This is a genomic window from Streptomyces sp. NPDC014861 (genome assembly GCF_043081625.1).
Taxonomy (GTDB): Bacteria; Actinomycetota; Actinomycetes; order Streptomycetales; family Streptomycetaceae; genus Streptomyces.
In genome coordinates, this window is sequence record NZ_JBIBWV010000023.1 from 101837 (window position 1) to 122098 (window position 20262).

Sequence of the window (20262 nt, forward strand, 5' to 3'; positions counted from 1 at the left end):
GCCATGGCGGCGCGGGCGGCGGCGTCACGGGGCGAGGACGTCCAGCTCCTTGAGCGCGCCGACGGCGATCTCGCGGGTCAGCGCCTCCGCCCGGGACGCGTCCCGCTCCCGTACGGCCTCGGCGACCTGGACGTGGAGGGTGACGGCGGCCGGATCGGGGTCCTCGAACATCACGTGGTGGTGGGTCCGGCCGGTGAGGACCTCGGCCACGACGTCACCGAGCCGGGCGAACATCTCGTTGCCCGAGGCGTTGAGGACGACCCGGTGGAAGGCGATGTCGTGGACGAGGTACGCCTCCAGCTGCCGGCCGCGCGAGGTGGCGACCATGCCGAGCGCCTGCTCGGTGAGCTCGCGGCACTGGGCCGGTGTGGCGTTCAGGGCGGCGAGGCCGGCCGCGACGGGCTCGACGGCGGAGCGCAGCACGGTGAGCGAGCGGAGCTGGCGGGGGCGGTCGGCGCCGGCGAGGCGCCAGCGGATGACCTGGGGGTCGTACACGTTCCAGCTCGCGGTGGGGAGCACCGTGACGCCGACCCGGCGCCGGGACTCCACCAGGTGCATGGACTCCAGGACGCGGACGACCTCGCGGACGACGGTGCGGGAGACGTCGAAGCCCTGGGCGAGCTCGTCGGTGCGCAGCACCATGCCCGGCGGGTACTCCCCCGCGGTGATGGCCAGGCCCAGGGTGGCGAGCACGTGCGAGTGGAGCCCCCGGGCCGATGTCGTCATGGTGCTCAGCCTATGCGGGGCCGGACCGGTGATCACACCGCAGCGGGGTGGCGGAGGGGAGCGGGGCGGGCGCGCGGCACGGCGAGGAATTAAAAGTATGACTTTTATGTCACAGACTCTTGAATACGTCGTACTCAATGGGTTTCATGACGCTCGACGGATCGATGTCGAAGAAGACAGCGAGGCACCCCCATGCGCTCCACCCCCCACCCCGCCGCTCCCCCGGTCGTCGTCGTCATGGGCGTCGCCGGGACCGGCAAGACCACGATCGGCCCCCTGGTCGCGGAGGCCCTCGGCCTTCCGTACGCGGAGGGCGACGACTTCCACCCGGCGGCGAACGTGGCCAAGATGTCCGCCGGCGTGCCGCTGGACGACTCCGACCGGGAGCCGTGGCTCGACGCCATCGGCGCCTGGGCGCACGGCCGGGCCGGACGCGGCGGGGTGGTGAGCAGCTCCGCGCTGAAGCGGATCTACCGGGACCGGCTGCGCGCTGCCGCCCCGGGAGTCGTCTTCCTCCACCTGACCGGCGACCGGGAGCTGATCGAGGGCCGGATGGCGGCCCGCAAGGGGCACTTCATGCCCACCGCGCTGCTCGACTCGCAGTTCGCCACCCTCCAGCCGCTGGAGGAGGACGAGGCGGGCGTCGCGGTCGACGTCTCCGGCACCCCGGAGGAGATCGCCGCCCGGGCGGTGGCGGCGCTGCGCGCCTTCAGCCGGCCCGTTCCGCTCTTCTGATCCCCTCCCCTCCTCTTTCCCCCTCCGCTCCGCCCCTTCCCGCCCTCCCCCTCAACCCCCAAGGGACCCACCGTGACCAGTCTCAGCGTCGAGATGCTGGCAGCGGACGCCGCCGAACCGATCACCTCGGCGGGCAACGCACAGCTGGGCATCGCCGTGCTCGCCGGCATCGCCGTCATCGTCCTGCTCATCACCAAGTTCAAGCTGCACGCGTTCCTGGCGCTGACGATCGGCTCGCTCGCGCTCGGCGCGTTCGCCGGGGCACCGCTCGCGGACACGATCAAGGCGTTCAGCACCGGGCTCGGCAACACCGTGGCGGGCGTCGGCGTTCTCATCGCGCTCGGCGCGATCCTCGGCAAGCTGCTCGCCGACTCCGGCGGCGCCGACCAGATCGTCGACACGATCCTCGCGAAGGCGAGCAGGCGCTCGATGCCGTGGGCGATGGTGCTGATCGCCTCGGTGATCGGTCTGCCGCTCTTCTTCGAGGTCGGCATCGTGCTGCTGATCCCGGTGGTCCTGATGGTCGCCAAGCGGGGCAACTACTCCCTGATGCGGATCGGCATCCCGGCCCTCGCCGGCCTCTCCGTGATGCACGGGCTCATCCCGCCGCACCCCGGCCCGCTCGTCGCGATCGACGCCGTCGGCGCCAACCTCGGCGTCACCCTCGCCCTCGGCCTCGTCGTCGCGATCCCGACCGTGATCATCGCGGGTCCGGTCTTCTCCCGGTACGCGGCCCGCTGGGTCGACATCCAGGCGCCCGAGCACATGATCCCGACCCGCCCCTCCGAGGACCTGGAGAAGCGTCCCGGTTTCGGCGTCACGGTCGCCACCGTCATGCTGCCGGTCGTCCTGATGCTGGTGAAGGCGCTCGTCGACATCGTGGTCGACGACCCCGAGAACGCGGTGCAGAAGGTCACCGACGTCATCGGCTCGCCGCTGATCGCGCTGCTCGCCGCCGTCATAGTGGCCCTGTTCACGCTGGGCCGCGCGGCCGGCTTCACCAAGGAGCGGCTCTCCTCCACGGTCGAGAAGTCCCTCGCCCCGATCGCGGGCGTGCTGCTGATCGTCGGCGCGGGCGGCGGCTTCAAGCAGACGCTGATCGACATCGGCGTCGGCCAGATGATCCTCGACTTCTCCCGGGACTGGTCGATCCCCGCCCTGCTCCTCGCCTGGCTGATCGCGGTCGCCATCCGGCTCGCGACGGGCTCCGCCACGGTCGCGACGATCTCGGCGGCCGGTCTGGTGGCCCCGCTGGCCGCGGGCATGTCGACCGGCGAGACGGCGCTCCTGGTGCTGGCGATCGGTGCCGGTTCGCTCTTCTTCAGCCACGTCAACGACGCCGGTTTCTGGCTGGTGAAGGAGTACTTCGGCATGAGCGTCGGCCAGACGATCAAGACCTGGTCGGTGATGGAGACCATCATCTCGGTGGTGGCCCTGGTGTTCGTGCTCCTGCTGTCGCTGCTGATGTAGCGACGGCCTGCGAAGGGCCCGGGCCCCGGAGCGCGTGCGCGCTGCGGGGCCCGGGCCCTTCTCATGCCGTGGCCTCGGCCGCGGCCCGGCCGGCCGCGCGGCCGGAAAAGACGCAGCCGCCGAGGAAGGTGCCTTCGAGCGAGCGGTAGCCGTGGACGCCGCCGCCGCCGAAGCCGGCGGCCTCGCCGGCCGCGTACAGCCCGGGAAGGGGCTCGCCGGTGTCGGTGAGCACCCGGGACGAGAGGTCGGTCTGGAGGCCTCCGAGGGACTTCCGGGTGAGGATGTTGAGGCGGACGGCGATCAGCGGACCGGCCTTGGGGTCGAGGATGCGGTGCGGGGCGGCGGTGCGGATCAGACGGTCGCCGAGGTAGCTGCGGGCGCCGCGGATCGCGGTGATCTGGAGGTCCTTGGTGAAGGGGTTGGCGATCTCCCGGTCGCGGGCGGTGATCTCGCGGCGGAGCACGGTCTCGTCGACGAGGTCCTGGCCGGTGATCCGGTTCATGCCGCGGACCAGGGCTCCGAGGTCGTCCTCGACGACGAAGTCGGCCCCCTTGTCCATGAACGCCTGGACGGGGCCCGGGACGTCGGCGCGGGCGCGGCCGAGGACGTCACGAACGGACTTGCCGGTGAGGTCGGGATTCTGCTCGGAGCCGGAGAGGGCGAACTCCTTGCCGATGATCCGCTTGTCGAGCACGAACCAGGTGTGGTCGTGGCCGGCCCTGATGATGTGTTCGAGGGTGCCGAGCGTGTCGAAGCCGGGGAAGAGCGGCACCGGGAGCCGCTTGCCGGTGGCGTCGAACCAGAGGGAGGAGGGGCCGGGCAGGATGCGGATGCCGTGGCGGGCCCAGATGGGGTCCCAGTTCTCGATGCCCTCGGTGTAGTGCCACATCCGGTCGCGGTTGACGTGGTGGGCGCCCGCCTTCTCCGCGATGCCGAGCATCAGGCCGTCGACGTGGGCGGGGACGCCGGAGAGCAGCTTGGCGGGCGGGGTGCCGAGACGGGCGGGCCACTGGGAGCGGACCAGGTCGTGGTTGCCGCCGATGCCGCCGCTGGTGACGATCACCGCCTGGGCCCGCAGCTCGAAGGAGCCGGTCGCGGTCCTGCTGCTGGCGGTGCCGCGCTCGGCGTCGGAGGGCTCCAGGACCTCGCCGGAGACCGTGTCGAGGGCGCCGCCGGTACGGCCCAGGGCGGTGACCCGGTGGCGGAAGCGGAAGGTGACGAGGCCCCGGGCGACGCCTTCTCGGACCTTCGCCTCGAAGGGGGCGACGAGGCCCGGGCCCGTACCCCAGGTGATGTGGAAGCGGGGGACGGAGTTCCCGTGCCCGGTGGCGTCGTAGCCGCCGCGCTCGGCCCAGCCGACGACCGGGAAGAACCGCACCCCGCGCGCGTGCAGCCAGGAACGCTTCTCACCGGCCGCGAAGTCGACGTACGCCTCCGCCCAGCGGCGGGCCCACGCGTCCTCGGGGCGGTCGAAACCGGCGGTGCCGGTCCAGTCCTGGAGGGCGAGCGCGTGGCTGTCCTTGATGCGCAGCCGGCGCTGTTCGGGCGAGTCGACCAGGAAGAGCCCGCCGAAGGACCAGTGGGCCTGGCCCCCGAGGGACTGTTCGGGCTCCTGGTCGAGGAGGATCACGGACCGGCCGGCGTCGACCAGTTCGGCGGTGGCGACGAGACCGGCGAGGCCGGCCCCGATCACGATCACATCGGCGTCGTAGGACATGGACCGCATCTTGGATACACGGATGTATCGAGTCAACCGTCCAGGACCGGAAGACCCCCTCCCGTTTTTTAATGTCGAGCATTAATATGGACGCATGGCAAGGACGTCAGGACCCGAGACCCGGGAGAAGCTGATCCGCGCGGCGGAGGAACTCTTCGCCGCCCAGGGCGTCGACGGCGCGCAACTGCGGGACATCACCCGGCTCGCCGGGCAGGCCAACCCCTCCGCGGTCCAGTACCACTTCGGCTCGCGCGCCGGACTCCTGGACGCGGTCATGGCCGGCCGGCTGGCCCGTACCGAGCGGGTGCTCGTCGCCCTGCCGCCGGTCGCCGATGACGCGGGCGTACGTGAGCTGATCACCGCCCTCGTGACGGCCGAGGCGAGCGAGCTGGACACCGAGCGGGGCCGCCGCTGCCTGCGGGTCTCCGCACAGCTCAGCCACGAGAGCGGGGTCCGCGCCCGCACCCCGCACCCCACCCTCGCCGGCACCGCCTACTGGGCGCTGATCGAGCGGATCGCCGGGCGGCTGGCCGACGACGGGCTGCCCGAGCCACTGCTCCTGGAGCGGCTCGACCTGGCCCTCACGGTCGTCGGCGCGGCGCTCGCCGACCGGGCCCGGCAGCACCTCGACGGGGCGGAGCCGCTCACGGACCGACCGCTCTTCCTGGCCGACCTCGTCGAGACCACCACCGCGCTGCTCCGGGCCGCACAGCCCCGGAGGACCCGATGAGCGGCACCACCCCGATGCCGCGCACCACCCCGATGAGCGGCACCACCCCGATGCCCCGCACCACCCCGATGAGCGGCACCACCCCGATGCCCCGCACCACCCCGGAAGGAACCCCCATGAACGACCTCACCGGCAAGACCGTCCTGATCACCGGCGGCGCGCGCGGCCTGGGCGCCGAGGCGGCCCGCCAGGCCGTCGCCGCCGGGGCGAACGTGGTCGTCACCGACGTCCTCGACGAGGACGGGGCGGCGACCGCCGCGAGCCTCGGCGAGCGCGCCCGCTTCCTCCACCACGACGTCACCTCGGAGGAGGAGTGGGCGGCCGCCGTCGCGTACGCCGTCGCCGAGTTCGGCGGTCTGCACGGCCTGGTGAACAACGCCGGCATCTCCACCGGCGCCCTCCTGGAGACCGAGAGCGTCGAGCACTTCCGCAAGGTCCTCGACATCAACCTCACCGGCGTCTTCATCGGCATGAAGGCCGCCGTACCGGCGATGCGGGAGGCGGGCGGCGGCTCCATCGTCAACATCTCCTCGGCGGCCGGCCTCATGGGCCTCGCGCTGACCGCCGGTTACGGCGCCTCCAAGTGGGGCGTGCGCGGCCTCACCAAGATCGGCGCGGTGGAGCTCGGCACCTCGCGGATCCGCGTCAACTCCGTCCACCCGGGCATGACCTACACCCCGATGACCGCCTCGGTCGGCATCCAGCGCGGCGAGGGCATGTACCCGAACACCCCGATGGGCCGGGTCGGCGAGGCCGACGAGATCGCCGGCGCGGTCGTCTTCCTGCTCTCGGACGCCGCCTCGTACGTGACCGGCGCCGAGCTCGCCGTGGACGGCGGCTGGACCACCGGCCCGACGGTCAAGTACGTCATGGGGCAGTGAGGCCCCCGCGGTCGGGTCCCGCCGCGCGTTCCCGCCGCCGGTCCCCGCCGTCCGGGTCTTGCCGTCCAGGTCTTGCGGTCAGGGCCTTGTGGTCAGGGTTCTGCGCTCCGGGTCCTGCGGTCCGGCTGGTTTCATGGGCGCATGAGCGCTTCCGATGAAGTACTGGACGTCGTCGACGAGCAGGACCGGGTGATCGGGCAGGCTCCGCGCGGCGAGGTGTACGCGCGCGGCCTGATCCACCGCTGCACCTTCATCCGGGTGCGGGACGCCCAGGGGCGGGTCTTCGTCCACCGCAGGACGCCGACGAAGCTGGTCTTCCCGTCGATGTACGACCTGTTCGTCGGCGGAGTCGTCGGCGCCGGGGAGTCCTACGACGACGCGGCGCTCCGTGAGGCCGAGGAGGAGCTGGGCGTCTCCGGACTGCCCCGCCCCGACTTCCTGCACAAGTTCCTGTACAACTCCGGGGGCGTGGCCGGGAAGTGGTGGTCGGCCGTGTACGAGGTCCGCTGCGACCTGCCGGTGCGGCCGCAGGCCGAGGAGGTGGCCTGGCACGCCTTCCTGACCGAGGAGGAGCTGCGCGAGCGGCTGCCGGGTGCGGCCGGAGCGTGGGAATGGGTGCCGGACGGGCTCGCCGCGTACGAGCGGCTGGTGGCGGACCGGAGTTGGTAGGCGGGGGCCGTCGGGGCGCCGATTAGAGTGCCGAGGTGAGGAAATCCATGCAGAGTCTGCGGCTGTGGTTCGCGCCCCGGCGGATCCGGGACGAGGGCGAGACCCCCGACTACCGCTTCTCCCTCGCCAACGAGCGGACCTTCCTCGCCTGGATCCGCACCGCGCTCGCGCTCATCGGCGGCGGCTTCGCCGTCGACCAGTTCCTGCCGGACCTCCGCTGGGCGGTCCGGGTCGGACTCGCGCTCGCGCTGCTCGCCGCCGGCGTGCTGTGCGCACTGCGCGCCGTGAACCACTGGATCCGCTGCGAACGCGCCATGCGCCGGGGCGAGGACCTGCCGGTCTCCCGCTTCCCCGCCATCCTGAGCCTCGCCGTGGCGGTCGTCGCGGTCGCGATGGTGGTGCTCGTCGTCTTCGGCCGGGCCGGCTAGTGGCCGCCGGTCCCGGGCCCCGGGACGAGGCCCGCGATCCCGGGCTCCAGCCCGAGCGGACCCGGCTCGCCTGGCGACGCACGACGCTCTCCTGGACGGTCGTGGCCGTGCTCGGCATCAAACTGGCCCTCGTCGACGACGCCACGGCCGCCGGCCTGACCGGCCTCGCCCTCGCCGCACTCCTGTGGATCGGCTTCCTCGCCGTCGCACACCGCCGGATCCGCACCCTGGACACCGCCAGGCCGCAAGTCCTGTCGGTGCGGGGTGCGCTGCTGGCGGCGGGGTGCACGGTGGCGCTGGCGGTGTGCGGGGCGGCGCTGATCTGGTGATGTTGGATGTTGGATCCGGCAGCCAAGATCCCGGATCTTGGATCCAGGATCCTGAATCTTGGATCCTGGCTGTCGGATTTCGGATATTGGATCCTGGGTCCGAGCGCGCCGTCGTCCCCGCTAAGGGACCGTGACCACGACCTTTCCCTGGAGGCCGCCCGCCGCGTTGGCGCGTTGCGCGTCGGCCGCGCGTTCCAGAGGGAAGGTCTTCGCGACGCGGACGTCGAGGACGCCTTCGTCGGCGAGGTCGGCGAGGGCGTTCAGGTCGGCGGCGTCCGGGCGGACCCAGTAGTAGCGCCCGCCGAGGGCGAGGGCCTCACCGTCGGCGATGGAGGCGAGCCTGCCGCCGGGAGCCAGCAGGGCGGCCGCGTGCTGGAGGAAGGGGCCGCCGAGGGTGTCGAGGAGCGCGTCCACGCCGCCGGGGGCGAGTTCCCTGACCTGGCGGGTGAAGGTCCCCTCGTCGAGGAGGACCGGTTCGGCACCGAGGGCGGCCACCCGCTCCCGGCCGGACTCACGGGCGGCGCCGAGGACGCGGCAGCCCAGGTGCCGGGCGATCTGCACGGCCATGGAGCCGACCCCGCCGGCCGCCGCCAGCACCAGCACCGTCTCCCCCGCCCGTACCGAGAGCGCGGTGTGCAGGGCCTGATAGGCGGTGAGGCCGGCCAGCGGCAGTCCGGCGGCCTCCTCGAAGGAGTAGGTCCGGGGCTTGCGGCCCAGGGTGCGGACGGGTGCGGCGACGTACTCGGCGAAGGTGCCGTGGGAGAGGACGTCCTCGCGGACGTACCCCATGACCTCGTCGCCCGCCGCCCACTCGGTGACGGAGACGCCGGGCCGCACGACGACGCCGGAGACGTCCCAGCCGGGGACGACCGGGAAGACGGCGTCGATCATGCCGTCGAGGTACCCGGCCTGCGCCTTCCAGTCGACGGGGTTGACCGCCGCCGCCCTGACCTCGACCAGGACCTCGTCGGGCCCCACCTTCGGGTCGGGCAGCTCGCCGTACTCCAGGACCTCGGGGCCGCCGTACCGGCGGTAGCTGATCGCCTTCATGGATCCGACCCTCGACGGGAGCGAGGGGCCGCGCAAGCCGGGCGGGGCAGGCCGGGCGACGGGCGTGTCCCCGTCGCCGGGCGACGGGCGTGCCCCCGGTCTCCGGAACCGGCTCGCCGACGGGGCCGCCGGTGGCAGGCTTCCCCTGTCTCGTCGATCTTCTTCCCGGGGAGCCCTGTGCCTGCCACCGACCCCTACGTGGTCACGCTCGCGCCGCACGTCCACGCCTATGTCCAGCCCGACGGCGGCTGGTGCCTGAACAACGCCGGCTTCCTCGGCGACGCGGGCGAGTCCCTGCTCGTCGACACCACCGCCACCGAGCGGCGTGCCCTGCTGCTGCGCGAGGCGGTGCTCGCCGCCGGGCTGCCGCTGCCGCGCACGGTCGTGAACACCCATCACCACGGCGACCACACGTACGGCAACGGGGTCTTCCGTCCCGAGGCTCGGATCGTCGGGCACGAGAACTGCCGCTCCGAGCAGCTGGGCGCCGGGCGCCAGCTGCACCTGCTGTGGCCGCAGACCGACTTCGGCCGGGTCGAGATCACTCCGCCCGACCTCACGTACCGCGACCGGATGACGGTGTACGCGGGCGGGATGGAGGTGCGGTTGGTGCACCCGGGACCCGCGCACACCACCGGCGACTCGATCGTGCACCTGCCGGAGCGGGGCGTGGTCTTCACCGGGGACCTGGTCTTCGAGGGCGGGACGCCGTTCCTGCCGATGGGCTCGCTGGCCGGGTCGCTGCGCGCGCTCGACGTGCTGCGGTCGCTGGACGCCGAGCGGGTGGTCCCCGGGCACGGGCCGGTGACGGACCCGGGAGCGTTCGACGCCACCGAGCGGTATCTGCGATGGGTGACGGAGCTGGCCGCCGAGGGGCACGCGAAGGGGGACCCCCCGTTGGAGACGGCCCGCCGGGCGGACCTCGGCGCGTTCGCCGCGTGGCGGGAGAGCGAGCGGCTCGTGGCCAATCTCCACCGGGCGTACGCGGAGCTGGACGGGCTCCCGGAGGGTCACCCGCTCGACCCGGTGGCGGTCTTCGGCGACATGGCGGCGATGAACGGCGGGGTGCCGGTGGCCTGCCACGCCTGAACCGCGCGAAGCGGGCCGCCCGGGGGACGGCACGGGGCGGCAGGACGACCCGACCCCCGGGCGTACGCGCGCGTGCGGTCGCGAACCCGGCGTACGCGTGCGATCGCGACCCGGCGTACGCGCGTGTGCGTCGGGACCCGGGCCTTCGCGCGTGTGGGGGCGGCCCGGTGGGCCGGTGTCCGCGCGGGTCCCGGGCGGCGGCGGGGGCGAACGGCGAGGGGACCCGGGGTGGAACCCGGGTCCCCTCGCTGTTTCCGGGAGCCCTCTGGACGACATACCGACTGGTCGGTCATCATGAACGCCGACCGACCTACCGGAGGTACGCCCGATGAGCCACACCGCCCCACCGCCCGGCCTCGACCCCGAGCGCCTGCGCCGCCACCTGGACCGCGAGCGGCCGGGGCTGGTCGCCGGACCCCTCGAAGCCCGGCTGATCGAGGGCGGCCGCTCCAACCTCACGTACGCCGTCACCGACGGCACCAGCCGCTGGGTGGTGCGCCGCCCGCCGCTCGGGCACGTGCTGGCCACCGCGCACGACATGAGGCGGGAGCACCGGGTCATCAGCGCCCTCGGCGGGACCTCGGTGCCGGTGCCCGGCACGGTGCTGCTCTGCGAGGACGAGGAGGTGCTCGGCGCGCCCTTCTACGTGATGGAGTTCGTCGAGGGCACCCCGTACCGCTCGGCCTCCCAGCTCGCCCCGCTGGGCCCGGAGCGCACCCGCTCCGCCGTCCTCGGCCTGGTCGACACCCTCGTCGACCTGCACGCGGTGGAGCCGGAGGCCGTCGGCCTCGGCGACTTCGGCCGGCCGGAGGGCTTCCTCGACCGGCAGCTGCGCCGCTGGGGCAAGCAGCTCGCCGCCTCCCGGGGACGCGAGCTGCCCGGCATCGAGGAGCTGCACGCCGCCCTCGGCCGCGCGCTGCCCGACTCTCCCGCCCCGACCGTGGTGCACGGCGACTACCGGCTCGACAACGCCCTCGTCGGGGCCGACGACCGGATCACCGCCGTCCTCGACTGGGAGATGTCCACCCTCGGCGACCCGCTGACCGATCTGGGCCTCCTCGTCATGTACAGCACCCCGCTGGACCTGCCCGGCTCGCCGATCTCGACCACCGCGACCGCCGCCGGCCACCCCGCCGCCGCCGAGCTGGTCGAGCGGTACGCCGACCGCTCCGGCCGGGACGTCGCCGCCCTCTCCTGGTACACGGCCTTCGCCTGGTTCAAGCTCGCCGTGATCCTGGAGGGCATCCACTACCGCTACACCCTCGGGCAGACCGTCGGCGCCGGCTTCGACCGCATCGGCGACCTCGTCCCCGTCTTCATCGAGCACGGCCTGACCACCCTTCAGGAGGGCTGAACCGCCATGGACTTCTCCTACGACGCCCGCACCGAGGAGCTGCGCTCCCGGCTGCTCGCCTTCATGGACGAGCATGTGTACCCCGCCGAGACCGTCGCGCACGAGCAGCGGGCCGGGCTCGCCTCCCCCTGGGACGAGCCTCCGGTGGTGGCGGAGCTGAAGGCCGAGGCCAAGCGGCAGGGCCTGTGGAACCTCTTCCTTCCCGACGAGGAGTACGGGGCGGGGCTGACCAACCTCCAGTACGCGCCGCTCGCCGAGATCACCGGCCGCAGCCCGCAGCTCGCCCCGACCGCCCTCAACTGCGCGGCCCCGGACACCGGGAACATGGAGCTGCTGGCCCAGTTCGCCGACGAGGCGCAGCGGAAGCAGTGGCTGGAGCCGCTGCTCGCGGGCGACATCCGGTCCGCGTTCGCGATGACCGAGCCCGAGGTGGCCTCCTCGGACGCGACCAACATCGAGACCCGGATCCGCCGGAACGGCGACTCCTACGTGATCGACGGGCGCAAGTGGTACATCTCCGGGGCCCTGCACCCGGACTGCGCCGTCTTCATCGTCATGGGCAAGACCGACCCGGACGGGCCGGACCCCCGCCGCCAGCAGTCGATGATCCTCGTCCCGCGCGACACCCCGGGCGTCGAGGTGCGCCGGGCGATGCGGGTGTACGGCTACGAGGACCACTACCACGGCGGCCACGCCGAGGTGGTGTTCGACGGGGTGCGGGTCCCGGCGGCGAACCTGATCGGCGAGGAGGGCGGCGGCTTCGCCATCGCCCAGGCCCGGCTCGGCCCGGGCCGCATCCACCACTGCATGCGGCTGATCGGCATGGCCGAGCGGGCCGTGGAGCTGATGTGCCGGCGGGCGGTCTCCCGTACCGCCTTCGGCAAGACGCTCGCCCAGCAGGGCGTGGTGCAGAACTGGATCGCGGACGCGCGGGTGACCATCGAGCAGCTGCGGCTGCTGGTCCTCAAGACGGCCTGGCTGATGGACACGGTGGGCAACAGGGGCGCCCACACCGAGATCCAGGCCATCAAGATCGCCACCCCGCGCGCGGTGGTGGACATCATCGACAAGGCGGTGCAGGCGCACGGCGCCGGCGGCGTCTCGCAGGATTTCCCGCTCGCCGAGCTGTGGGCGGCGGCCAGGACCCTGCGGCTCGCGGACGGACCGGACGAGGTGCACCAGCGGTCGCTGGCCCGCCGCGAGCTGAAGCGCTACCTCTGAGGGCTCACGGGCGCAGGGCCCGCAGCAGGAGGTCGGCCAGGTGGTCGGCGACCTGCTGCGGGGTCAGCGGGCCGTCCGGGCGGTACCACGTGGACAGGTGGTGCACGGAGCCGAAGTGGTAGTCCACGACGAGGTCGGCAGGCGTGGCGGAGGAGAAGACGCCCGCCTGCCGGCCTTCCTCGATCAGGGCGCGGAACCGCTCGTGGTAGCGGCGGCGCTCGGCGCGGACCTGCTTGTTCTTCTCCGGGCTCAGGTGGTGCATGGAGCGGAAGAAGATGGAGGCGTCGTCGAGGTTCTCGATCGTGGTGACGACGACGTCGGCGGCGGCGGCGCGCAGCCGGTCCTCGACGGGCGCGTCGGAGTCCGCGAAGTCGTCGAGCCGCTCCTGCTGGAGGCGGAGCACGCGCGCGTACACCTCCTGGAGGAGGTCCTCCTTGGAGCCGAAGTAGTGGTAGAGCGCTCCCTTGGTGACGCCCGCGGCCTCGACGATCTCCTGGACGGAGGTGCGGTCGTACCCCTGCTCCGCGAAGAGCCGGGTGGCGGCGGCGAGGAGCCTCTGGGGGACGGGAGAACCGTCCCCGTCCGTCGTCCTGGCCATGCTCCGCCGCCTTCCGGTCCGCTGCCCCGTCCCTGGCGTCCGGGGGCTGTCGTCGGTAGATCTTCCCATCCGTCGCCGGGTGCGCTAGCGCGCGCCCGCCTCCCAGTGCCGCTGGAGCTTGTTCATGCCGCCGATCCACCGCTCGGGGTCGTCCGCGCGGTTCCGGTAGTACGCGGCGACCTCCGGGTGCGGCAGGACGAGGAAGCGGTCGGCGGCGATGGCGTCGAGGAGGGCGTCGGCGACGGCCTCGGGCTCGACGGCGGTCGGGACCAGGACGAGGTCGCCGGCGGAGCCGGTGGCGGCGAGCATGTCGGTGCGGACGCCCTGGGGGCAGATGGCGTGGACCTTCAGTCCGCGGTGGCGGTAGGTGAGCGAGAGCCACTCGGCGAAGGCGTAGGCGCCGTGCTTGGAGACGCTGTAGGGGGCCGCGCCGATCATGGTGAGCAGACCGGCGGCGGAGACGGTGGAGACGAAGCGGCCGGTGCCGCGCTCCAGCCAGTCGGGGAGCAGGGCGCGGGCGGCGCGGACGTGGGCCATGACGTTGACGTCCCAGGCGGCGGCCCAGACGGCCTCGTCGGCGAGGGCGTCGCCGGCGGAGGCGAGACCGGCGTTGGCGCACCAGACGTCGACGGTGCCGCCGAGTGCGTCACGGGCCTCGTCGACGATCGCGGAGGCGTCACCGGGGACGGCGAGGGCGCCGATCTCCTCGGCGACGGCCTTGGCGCGGACGGCGTCGAGGTCGTTGACGACGACGCGGGCGCCTTCGGCGGCGAAGCGCCGGGCGAGGGCGGCGCCGATGCCGCCGCCCGCTCCGGTGACGACGACGCCGGCGCCCCGGAGTGCGCGCGTGTCCGCGTTCATGGACCCTCCAGGTGGTTCGGTCGGTTCACGGTTCCGGTGACAGCGGGCAGACTAACCGGTCGGTATGGACGGGTGGAAGACCCGGAGAGGCGGCTCGCCGCCCGTGCGCGCGTCGTTCCCCCGGGGCGTCAGGAGCGCTAGCCTGCGTGCCCATGTCACGCATGAGGCGGATGAAGCTGTCGCGTCGGGATCTGCTGGCCGCCGGAGGGGCGCTGACCGCGGGAGGGGCGCTGGCCGCGACGGCCTTCCCCGCCGCGGCCGGTCCCGGGCGGGGGCACGCGCGCGTACGGACCGGGTTCGAGCGGCTGGCGGCGGACGGGTACGCCCTCCTGGCCGGCGAGCGGGTCGGCGTCGTCACCAACCCGACCGGGATCACCCGGGACGCCCGGCACCTGGTGGACGTGATGCACGCCGACGAACGGGTGGATCTGGTGGCCGTCTTCGGCCCCGAGCACGGGTTCCGGGGCACCGCGCAGGCGGGTGGTTCGGAGGGCCGTCACGACGACCCGGCGACCGGGCTGCCGGTCTACGACACGTACCTGAAGAGCGGGCAGCCGCTGGCGGACGTCTTCACGGCCTCCGGCGTCGACACCGTGGTCTTCGACATCCAGGACGCGGGCGCCCGCTTCTACACCTACATCTGGACGCTGTACGACTGCATGGCGGCGGCCGAGCTGGCCGGGAAGCGGTTCGTGGTCCTGGACCGGCCGAACCCGGTGAGCGGCCGGGCGGCCCTCGGGCCCGTCCTGGACCGGGCCTTCGCCACCTTCGTCGGACGCGAGCCGATCGCCCAGGCGCACGGCATGACGGTGGCGGAGCTGGCCCTGCTGTTCAACGCCGAGTTCCTGGCCCGGCCGGTGGAGCTGGAGACGGTCCGGATGACGGGCTGGCGGCGGTCGGACTTCTTCGACACCACGGGTCTGCCATGGGTGCCGCCGAGCCCGAACATGCCGACCCCGGAGACCGCGCTCGTCTACTCCGGCACCTGCCTCTTCGAGGGGACCAACCTCTCCGAGGGCCGGGGCACCACCCGGCCCTTCGAACTCCTCGGCGCGGAGGGCGTCGACCGCCGCTGGGCGGAGGCGGCGAACGCGCTGGAGCTGCCCGGGGTCCGCTTCCGCGAGGCGTACTTCGCCCCGACCTTCTCCAAGTTCCAGGGCCGTACGGTGGGCGGCGTCCAGCTCCACGTCCACGACCGCGAGTCCTTCGACCCGGTCCGCACCGGCATCGCACTCCTGGTCACCGCGCGCTCCTCCTGGTCCGGCTTCGCCTGGCGCCCCGACCACTGGATCGACAAGCTCACCGGCTCCACGCGCGTGCGTACCCTCGTCGACGCCGGCGCCGGGACCGACGAGGTCGTGGGCGCCTGGTCCGAGGACCTGGCGGCTTTCCGCGCGGTGCGGCGCCGTCATCTGCTCTACCGCTGACGGGGGTTCTCCCCCGTACGGGAACGGGGGCCTCCGGGATGTCCCGGCGGCCGCCGCGGCGGAGAGGCTGAACCCCATGAAGCTCTCGTCACTCCGCCGCCTGCCCGTGGCCGGGCTCCTCGCCGTCGTCTGCCTCGCCTCCGCCGTCCCGGGCGCCGCCGCGACCGGCGGCCCGGCGACCGGCGCGGGCCCCGTCCGTGAACTGGCCCGCTCCGCCGCGCCCCTGGACGACCGGCGGGCCCTCGACCGGCTGATCGGACCGGCCCGGGTCGTCGGCATCGGCGAGGCCACCCACAGCTCGGGCGAGTTCTTCACCACCAAGGCCCGGATCTTCGAACAGCTGGTGGAGGAGCGGGGCTTCACCACCTTCGCGCTGGAGGCCAACTGGTCCACGGGGCTCCTCGTCGACCGGTGGGTGACGACCGGCGAGGGCGACATCGAGCAGATCATGCGGGACGAGTTCCAGGAGTCGTACCGGCTCTGGAACACCGAGGAGTACCTCGACCTGTTCCGCTGGATGCGCCGCCACAACGTGGCGCACCCGGAGCGTCCGGTGCGCTTCATGGGCAACGACCTCGGGTACGCGGGGCCCGGGCTCTTCGACACCGTCACCGCCTACGTGGCCGGGAACCACCCGGATCTCCTCCCCCGCTTCCGGGAGCTCTACCGGGACTCCCGGCCCACCGGCGGGGTCGAGGAGTGGATGAAGGGGTACCTGGCCAAGCCGCTCGCCGAGCGGCGGGCGATGTCCGCGGACGTGAACCGGGCCGTGAGCCTCCTGGAGGAGCGGCGACCGGCCGGCGGCGCGGCGGCGCGCGAGGCGCGTCTCTGGGCGGTCCAGCACGCCCGGGCCATCGCCCAGGTCGGCACCGAGTACGCGCACGACGTCGACAGCCCCGAGGGGGTCGCGGCGGCCATGCTCTACCGGGACCGGGTCATGGCCGAGAACACCGCGTGGTGGCAGCGGCACACCGGCGACCGGATGGTGCTCTCGGCGCACAACGGACACCTGGCGTACGAGACGATGAAGCCCGACCAGTACCCGCGGACGCAGGGGGCGTTCCTGCGGGACCTGCTGGGGCGGGGGTACGTGGCGATCGGCGCCTCCTTCGGGCGGGGCTCCTTCAACGCGCACGACACCGAGGCCCCCGGGGAGCCGCTGCGGGTGTTCACCGTGGGCCCGCAGGGGCCCGGCGGCGCCGCGTACACCCTCGACCGGGTCCGGTCCGGCCCCTTCCTGCTGGATCTGCGGCGGACCGGCCCGGCGGCACGGGCCTGGCTCGCGGAGCCCCGGGAGGTCCGGCACATCGGGACCGCCTACCCGTGGCCGGGCACGACGCCCCGGGTGCGGCTGTCCGCCGCGTACGACGGACTGATCCACTTCCCGGTGGTGACGGCGGGACGGCTCCGCTGAGGCTCTTCCGGCCGCCCGCGGAGGTCTGACGGTGACCGGATCCGGGCATGCTGCCCAGGGGTTGCGGGACGCGGACCCCTGGGCGCTTCCTCGACGGGGAGGGACGGGCGGGCCGTGAGCGGGATGAGTGTGGATCCGTACCGGGAGATCGTCTTCGACAGGGACGGGGACGGTCCGGCCGGACAGGCGGCCGAGCTGGTCGCGCTGGCGCGGCGGGGGGTGACGGATCTGGTGGTGTTCGCCCACGGGTGGAACAACTCGCCGTCCGGCGCGACCCGGCTGTACTCGGACTTCTTCGCGCCGTTCCCGGGGCTGCTGGCCCCGGGGGTGGAGGCGGGGTACGCGGGCGTGGTCTGGCCCTCGATGATGTTCACGGACGAGCCGGTGCCGGACTTCCGGGCGCTGGTGACGACGCTGCCGGAGAAGGAGCGGACGATCGTCCGGCTCACCGAACTCCTGGCTCTGGCGCGGGCCGAGGAGGCCGCGTTCGCGGAGTTCGGGGCGCTGCTCAGGGAGCTGGCCGACGTGACCGGGGAGGACGGCGCCGGGGAGGGGGCCGTCGGGGAGGGGGCCGTCGGGGAGGGAGTCGTCGGGCAAGGGCGCTCCGGACCGGGGTTCGCCGGGGACGGCCCGGTGCCGGACTTCCTGCTGGCGGATCCGGTGGAGACCTGTGCCGTGTTCACCGGGGCTCTCACGGGCACCGCGCCGGAGGCGCTGCTCGGGGGCGGGCTCGGCGGGCTGTGGCGGGGTGGCCGCGAGGCGCTGCGGCAGGCCGCTTACCACGTGATGAAGAAGCGGGCCGGGCATGTCGGCGAACGCGGGCTCGGGCCGCTGCTCGCCGAGGTGGCGCGGGCGGCGCCGGGGCTGCGGGTGCACCTGGTGGGGCACAGCATGGGCGCCCGTCTCGTGGCGTACGGGCTCCGCGGGCTGCCGGGAGCGCTGCGGCCGGTCCGGTCGATGACGCTGCTCCAGGGCGCCTTCTCGCACTACGCGTTCGCGGCCCGGCTGCCGCACGACCCGGGGCGGTCGGGTGCGCTGAAGGACATGCAGCTGCGGGTGCGGGGGCCGGTGGTGGCCTGTCACTCACGGCACGACACGGCGCTCGGCGTCCTGTACCCGCTGGCCTCCCGGGCCGCCCGGGACTCGGCCTCGCTGCTGGAGGCGCCGGCACGGCTGTCGGCGCGTGATCCGCGATGGGGGGCGATCGGCTGGGACGGCGTCCACGGGGTGCCGGGAGCCGCTCGGCGGACACTGGCGACGGTCCTGCGGGACGGGGTTCCGGCCTCCGGCTGTGTGAGCGTGGACGCGGCGGACGTGGTTCGCTCGCACAGCGACATCCGACGGTCGGAGCTGGCCGGGGTGGTGGTTTCGGCGGCCCGGATAGGGCGCCGGTAGGCCCCGCGCCGGTGGCGAGTTCCCGCCAAGGAGCGGGGTGTTCCGGGTCCGGGCGGAACACGACGGCGCCGTCGTTCGTCCCTCTGGTACTGCGGATGCGCGAAGGACCAGCGACGGAGGTGGCGTGCGATGGCCGGTTTCCGGAGTCTCGCGAGACAGGTGCGTGATCAGGCGTGCGACACGGCACTGCGCAGGTACTCGCTGCGCAAGTGCCTGGAGCGGTTCGCCCCCTACGGGCACCGGGCGACCTGGGACCACCTGTGCCGGAGGCACGGGTTCGGACCCGACGACCGGGAGCTCGATCCGGCGCGGCTGGTGGCCGCCCTGGAGGAGCTGGAGGAGGCGCGGACGGTCTGGCTGGAGTACGAGGAGGAGTTCGCCGCCCGGCGCCGGCGCGAGAAGCACGGCGGCCTGCGCGCCCTGGGGGCTCTGGACGACTGGCACCGGGACGTGTGGGGTGGCAACGGGGTGGTGAGGTGCGGCGATCCGGCCCTCCATCCGACGGACCCGCTGCCCGAGGTGGTGCGGCGGCTGGTCACGGCACTGGAGGACGACCCGGGCGAGGCGTGTCCGGTCTGCACCGGTGCGCGGATCGCGTGGGGCGGCGGCCCCGATGACACGCACTGGTACGGCCCGGTGTGCGCGGACTGCGGCGTCGAGGTCCCCCGCGCCGTCCTCACCCCCGACGCCCTGGCCCGGGCCCGGGAGGTACGCGGCCGCCCACTGGTCTCGGCGGCGTGACCCGACCGGGAGACGTACGGTCGCGGGGGACACGGCTGGAGGTCGTGCGGCTGCGGGGGACGCGGCTGGAGGTCTTATGGCCGCGGGGGAGCTGAGCAGCGGCCGTACCGTCGGGCGGGGCGCGGCTGGAGGTCGTACGGCTGCGGGGGACGCGGCTGGAGGTCTCATGGCCGCGGGGCATGTGAGCAGCGGCCGTGCCGTCGGACGGGGCGCGGCCGGAGGTCGTACGGCTGCGGGGGATGTGAGCAGCCGCCGTGCCGTCGGACGGGGCGCGGCCAGAGGCCGTACTGCCGCACTCGATGCGGCCGGAGGTCGTACTCGCAAGGAACGGGCTGGAGGTCGTACCGCCGTGGGGGACGCCGGCAGCGGCCGTACCGGCGCACGGGGCGCGGCCGGAGGTCGTACCGGCGCACGGGCGGCGTCGGGTGTCGTGCGGCTGTGAGCGGCGCTGAACGGCGTGGCGCGCCGGAGAGGCCGGCGATCCCGGCCGGACCGGTCGGCGGCGTGACGCGGCCGGAGGTCGGGGCGCTGCAGGCGGCCCTGAACGGCACGCGCGGGCCCGGGGAGTCGGCGGCGGTGCCGCGTGAACCGGTGGCGCTCGCGGAGGCCGCGGCGGAGGCGGTGGCGGCGGGGGCCGACGAGGTGCGGCTCCGGCCCCGGACGCCCTGTGGTGCCGGTTCGCTGTCGCCCCGGGTGGTGGGACCCGCGTTGGCGGCGGTGCGGGAGTGCGTCCGCGTCCCGGTGTCGGTACCGGTGGACGTGTGGGCCGAGGCCGATCCGCGGCGGCGGGTGGCGCGGATCCTGTCCTGGGAGTTCCTGCCGGACCTCGCGTGCGTGACCTGGCACGAGCCCGGCGCCGAGGAGGTCGCCGAGGCGCTCCTCGCGCGCGGGGTGGCGGTGGAGGCGGGCCTGCGGGCGGGCACCGCGGGCCCGGCCCTGTTCGCCCGTTCCCCGCTGGCGGGCCGGGTGCTGCGGATCGTGGCCGAGGTGCCGGACGCCGGCGCCGGACCGTGGGCCCACGCTCCGGGCGCCCGGCACGGCGAGGTCCTGGCTCCGGGCGCCGGGCACGGCGAGGTCACCGTCCTGGGCGCCCGGCTCGACGCGGTACCCGTCATGCTCTGCGGTACCGGCGCGGCGGCCTGGCCCGCGCTGCGGCTGGCCCGGCGGCTGGCCGTGTCCGCCCGGATCGGCCTCGAGGACACCCTCCTTCTGCCGGACGGCTCCCGCGCCCGCTCCACGGCGGAGCAGATACGGGCCGCGCTGTCGGACGGCCCCGAGGGCCCCTGGGACCTGTCGCCACACCCGTCGCCGAGGCGGACGGGAGGGTGACGACAGGCCCTAGTAGTGCTTTGTTAGGTGGTCTTGTCACGGCTTGTGTTCGGTAGTTCGCTGGCCGTATGAGGGCTGGGGAACTTGCTGGGGTGCGG

Annotated in this window: 20 protein-coding genes; 15 read left to right on the plus strand and 5 right to left on the minus strand. The window is 73.8% G+C overall.

What is annotated here, in order from left to right; all coding sequences use genetic code 11:
• Positions 1-24 precede the first annotated feature (24 nt).
• Entirely contained in the window at positions 25-726 is a 702-nt protein-coding gene (locus tag ACF1BN_RS31130; RefSeq protein WP_392334923.1) for a FadR/GntR family transcriptional regulator, read from the minus strand.
• 192 nt (positions 727-918) lie between these two features.
• On the opposite strand from ACF1BN_RS31130, the gene ACF1BN_RS31135 reads away from it, so the two are divergent.
• Together ACF1BN_RS31135 and ACF1BN_RS31140 are read left to right on the plus strand one after the other, a co-directional pair.
• On the plus strand, positions 919-1461 hold the full coding sequence (locus tag ACF1BN_RS31135; protein ID WP_392334924.1) for a gluconokinase: 543 nt from the start codon (positions 919-921) through the stop codon (positions 1459-1461).
• Positions 1462-1533: 72 nt separating this feature from the next.
• Positions 1534-2931: a GntP family permease gene (locus ACF1BN_RS31140; RefSeq protein WP_392334925.1), complete on the plus strand. Its 1398-nt coding sequence runs from the start codon at positions 1534-1536 to the stop codon at positions 2929-2931.
• 61 nt (positions 2932-2992) lie between these two features.
• Here the strand turns inward: ACF1BN_RS31140 and ACF1BN_RS31145 are convergent, their stop codons facing one another.
• Positions 2993-4648 (minus strand): FAD-binding dehydrogenase, encoded by a 1656-nt coding sequence (locus ACF1BN_RS31145; RefSeq protein WP_392334926.1) that lies wholly within the window; start codon positions 4646-4648, stop codon positions 2993-2995.
• A gap of 94 nt (positions 4649-4742) precedes the next feature.
• Here ACF1BN_RS31145 and ACF1BN_RS31150 point away from each other — a divergent pair, with 94 nt between their 5' ends.
• The 5 genes from ACF1BN_RS31150 to ACF1BN_RS31170 all read left to right on the plus strand — a co-directional run bounded on the left by ACF1BN_RS31150 (position 4743) and on the right by ACF1BN_RS31170 (position 7685).
• Positions 4743-5378 carry a TetR/AcrR family transcriptional regulator gene (locus ACF1BN_RS31150; protein WP_392334927.1) on the plus strand — a complete coding sequence of 212 codons (636 nt, stop codon included), beginning with the start codon at positions 4743-4745 and terminating at the stop codon, positions 5376-5378.
• Between the two features lie 116 nt (positions 5379-5494).
• On the plus strand, positions 5495-6259 hold the full coding sequence (locus tag ACF1BN_RS31155; protein WP_392334947.1) for a glucose 1-dehydrogenase: 765 nt from the start codon (positions 5495-5497) through the stop codon (positions 6257-6259).
• 141 nt (positions 6260-6400) lie between these two features.
• Positions 6401-6928 (plus strand): NUDIX hydrolase, encoded by a 528-nt coding sequence (locus tag ACF1BN_RS31160; protein WP_392334928.1) that lies wholly within the window; start codon positions 6401-6403, stop codon positions 6926-6928.
• A 47-nt stretch (positions 6929-6975) separates the two neighbouring features.
• Positions 6976-7356 carry a YidH family protein gene (locus ACF1BN_RS31165; RefSeq protein WP_392334929.1) on the plus strand — a complete coding sequence of 127 codons (381 nt, stop codon included), beginning with the start codon at positions 6976-6978 and terminating at the stop codon, positions 7354-7356.
• Positions 7356-7685 carry a DUF202 domain-containing protein gene (locus ACF1BN_RS31170; RefSeq protein ID WP_392334930.1) on the plus strand — a complete coding sequence of 110 codons (330 nt, stop codon included), beginning with the start codon at positions 7356-7358 and terminating at the stop codon, positions 7683-7685. The genes ACF1BN_RS31165 and ACF1BN_RS31170 overlap by 1 nt, the downstream gene beginning before the upstream one ends.
• Before the next feature lie 120 nt (positions 7686-7805).
• On the opposite strand, the gene ACF1BN_RS31175 is transcribed toward ACF1BN_RS31170, so the two are convergent.
• Positions 7806-8735 carry an NADP-dependent oxidoreductase gene (locus ACF1BN_RS31175; RefSeq protein WP_392334931.1) on the minus strand — a complete coding sequence of 310 codons (930 nt, stop codon included), beginning with the start codon at positions 8733-8735 and terminating at the stop codon, positions 7806-7808.
• A gap of 177 nt (positions 8736-8912) precedes the next feature.
• On the opposite strand from ACF1BN_RS31175, the gene ACF1BN_RS31180 reads away from it, so the two are divergent.
• The 3 genes from ACF1BN_RS31180 to ACF1BN_RS31190 all read left to right on the plus strand — a co-directional run bounded on the left by ACF1BN_RS31180 (position 8913) and on the right by ACF1BN_RS31190 (position 12399).
• On the plus strand, positions 8913-9824 hold the full coding sequence (locus ACF1BN_RS31180; RefSeq protein ID WP_392334932.1) for an MBL fold metallo-hydrolase: 912 nt from the start codon (positions 8913-8915) through the stop codon (positions 9822-9824).
• Between the two features lie 328 nt (positions 9825-10152).
• Positions 10153-11178, plus strand: coding sequence for a phosphotransferase family protein (locus ACF1BN_RS31185; protein ID WP_392334933.1), 1026 nt, complete (start codon positions 10153-10155; stop codon positions 11176-11178).
• Between the two features lie 6 nt (positions 11179-11184).
• The gene (locus ACF1BN_RS31190; protein WP_392334934.1) at positions 11185-12399 is read left to right on the plus strand and encodes an acyl-CoA dehydrogenase family protein; all 1215 of its coding nucleotides are present in this window, start codon (positions 11185-11187) and stop codon (positions 12397-12399) included.
• Positions 12400-12403: 4 nt separating this feature from the next.
• Here the strand turns inward: ACF1BN_RS31190 and ACF1BN_RS31195 are convergent, their stop codons facing one another.
• Entirely contained in the window at positions 12404-12997 is a 594-nt protein-coding gene (locus tag ACF1BN_RS31195; protein WP_392334935.1) for a TetR/AcrR family transcriptional regulator, read from the minus strand.
• Positions 12998-13081: 84 nt separating this feature from the next.
• Positions 13082-13858 (minus strand): SDR family oxidoreductase, encoded by a 777-nt coding sequence (locus ACF1BN_RS31200; RefSeq protein ID WP_392334936.1) that lies wholly within the window; start codon positions 13856-13858, stop codon positions 13082-13084.
• A gap of 170 nt (positions 13859-14028) precedes the next feature.
• Here ACF1BN_RS31200 and ACF1BN_RS31205 point away from each other — a divergent pair, with 170 nt between their 5' ends.
• From ACF1BN_RS31205 to ACF1BN_RS31225, 5 genes are all read left to right on the plus strand, one after another.
• Entirely contained in the window at positions 14029-15285 is a 1257-nt protein-coding gene (locus ACF1BN_RS31205) for an exo-beta-N-acetylmuramidase NamZ domain-containing protein (protein WP_392334948.1), read from the plus strand.
• Between the two features lie 76 nt (positions 15286-15361).
• Complete coding sequence (locus ACF1BN_RS31210) at positions 15362-16699, plus strand: erythromycin esterase family protein (RefSeq protein WP_392334937.1); 1338 nt, start codon at positions 15362-15364, stop codon at positions 16697-16699.
• A gap of 123 nt (positions 16700-16822) precedes the next feature.
• Positions 16823-18094 carry a serine-threonine protein kinase gene (locus tag ACF1BN_RS31215; protein WP_392334949.1) on the plus strand — a complete coding sequence of 424 codons (1272 nt, stop codon included), beginning with the start codon at positions 16823-16825 and terminating at the stop codon, positions 18092-18094.
• A 129-nt stretch (positions 18095-18223) separates the two neighbouring features.
• Positions 18224-18835 carry a hypothetical protein gene (locus tag ACF1BN_RS31220; protein WP_392334938.1) on the plus strand — a complete coding sequence of 204 codons (612 nt, stop codon included), beginning with the start codon at positions 18224-18226 and terminating at the stop codon, positions 18833-18835.
• A 504-nt stretch (positions 18836-19339) separates the two neighbouring features.
• Positions 19340-20164 carry a 3-keto-5-aminohexanoate cleavage protein gene (locus ACF1BN_RS31225; protein WP_392334939.1) on the plus strand — a complete coding sequence of 275 codons (825 nt, stop codon included), beginning with the start codon at positions 19340-19342 and terminating at the stop codon, positions 20162-20164.
• Positions 20165-20262: the final 98 nt, after the last annotated feature.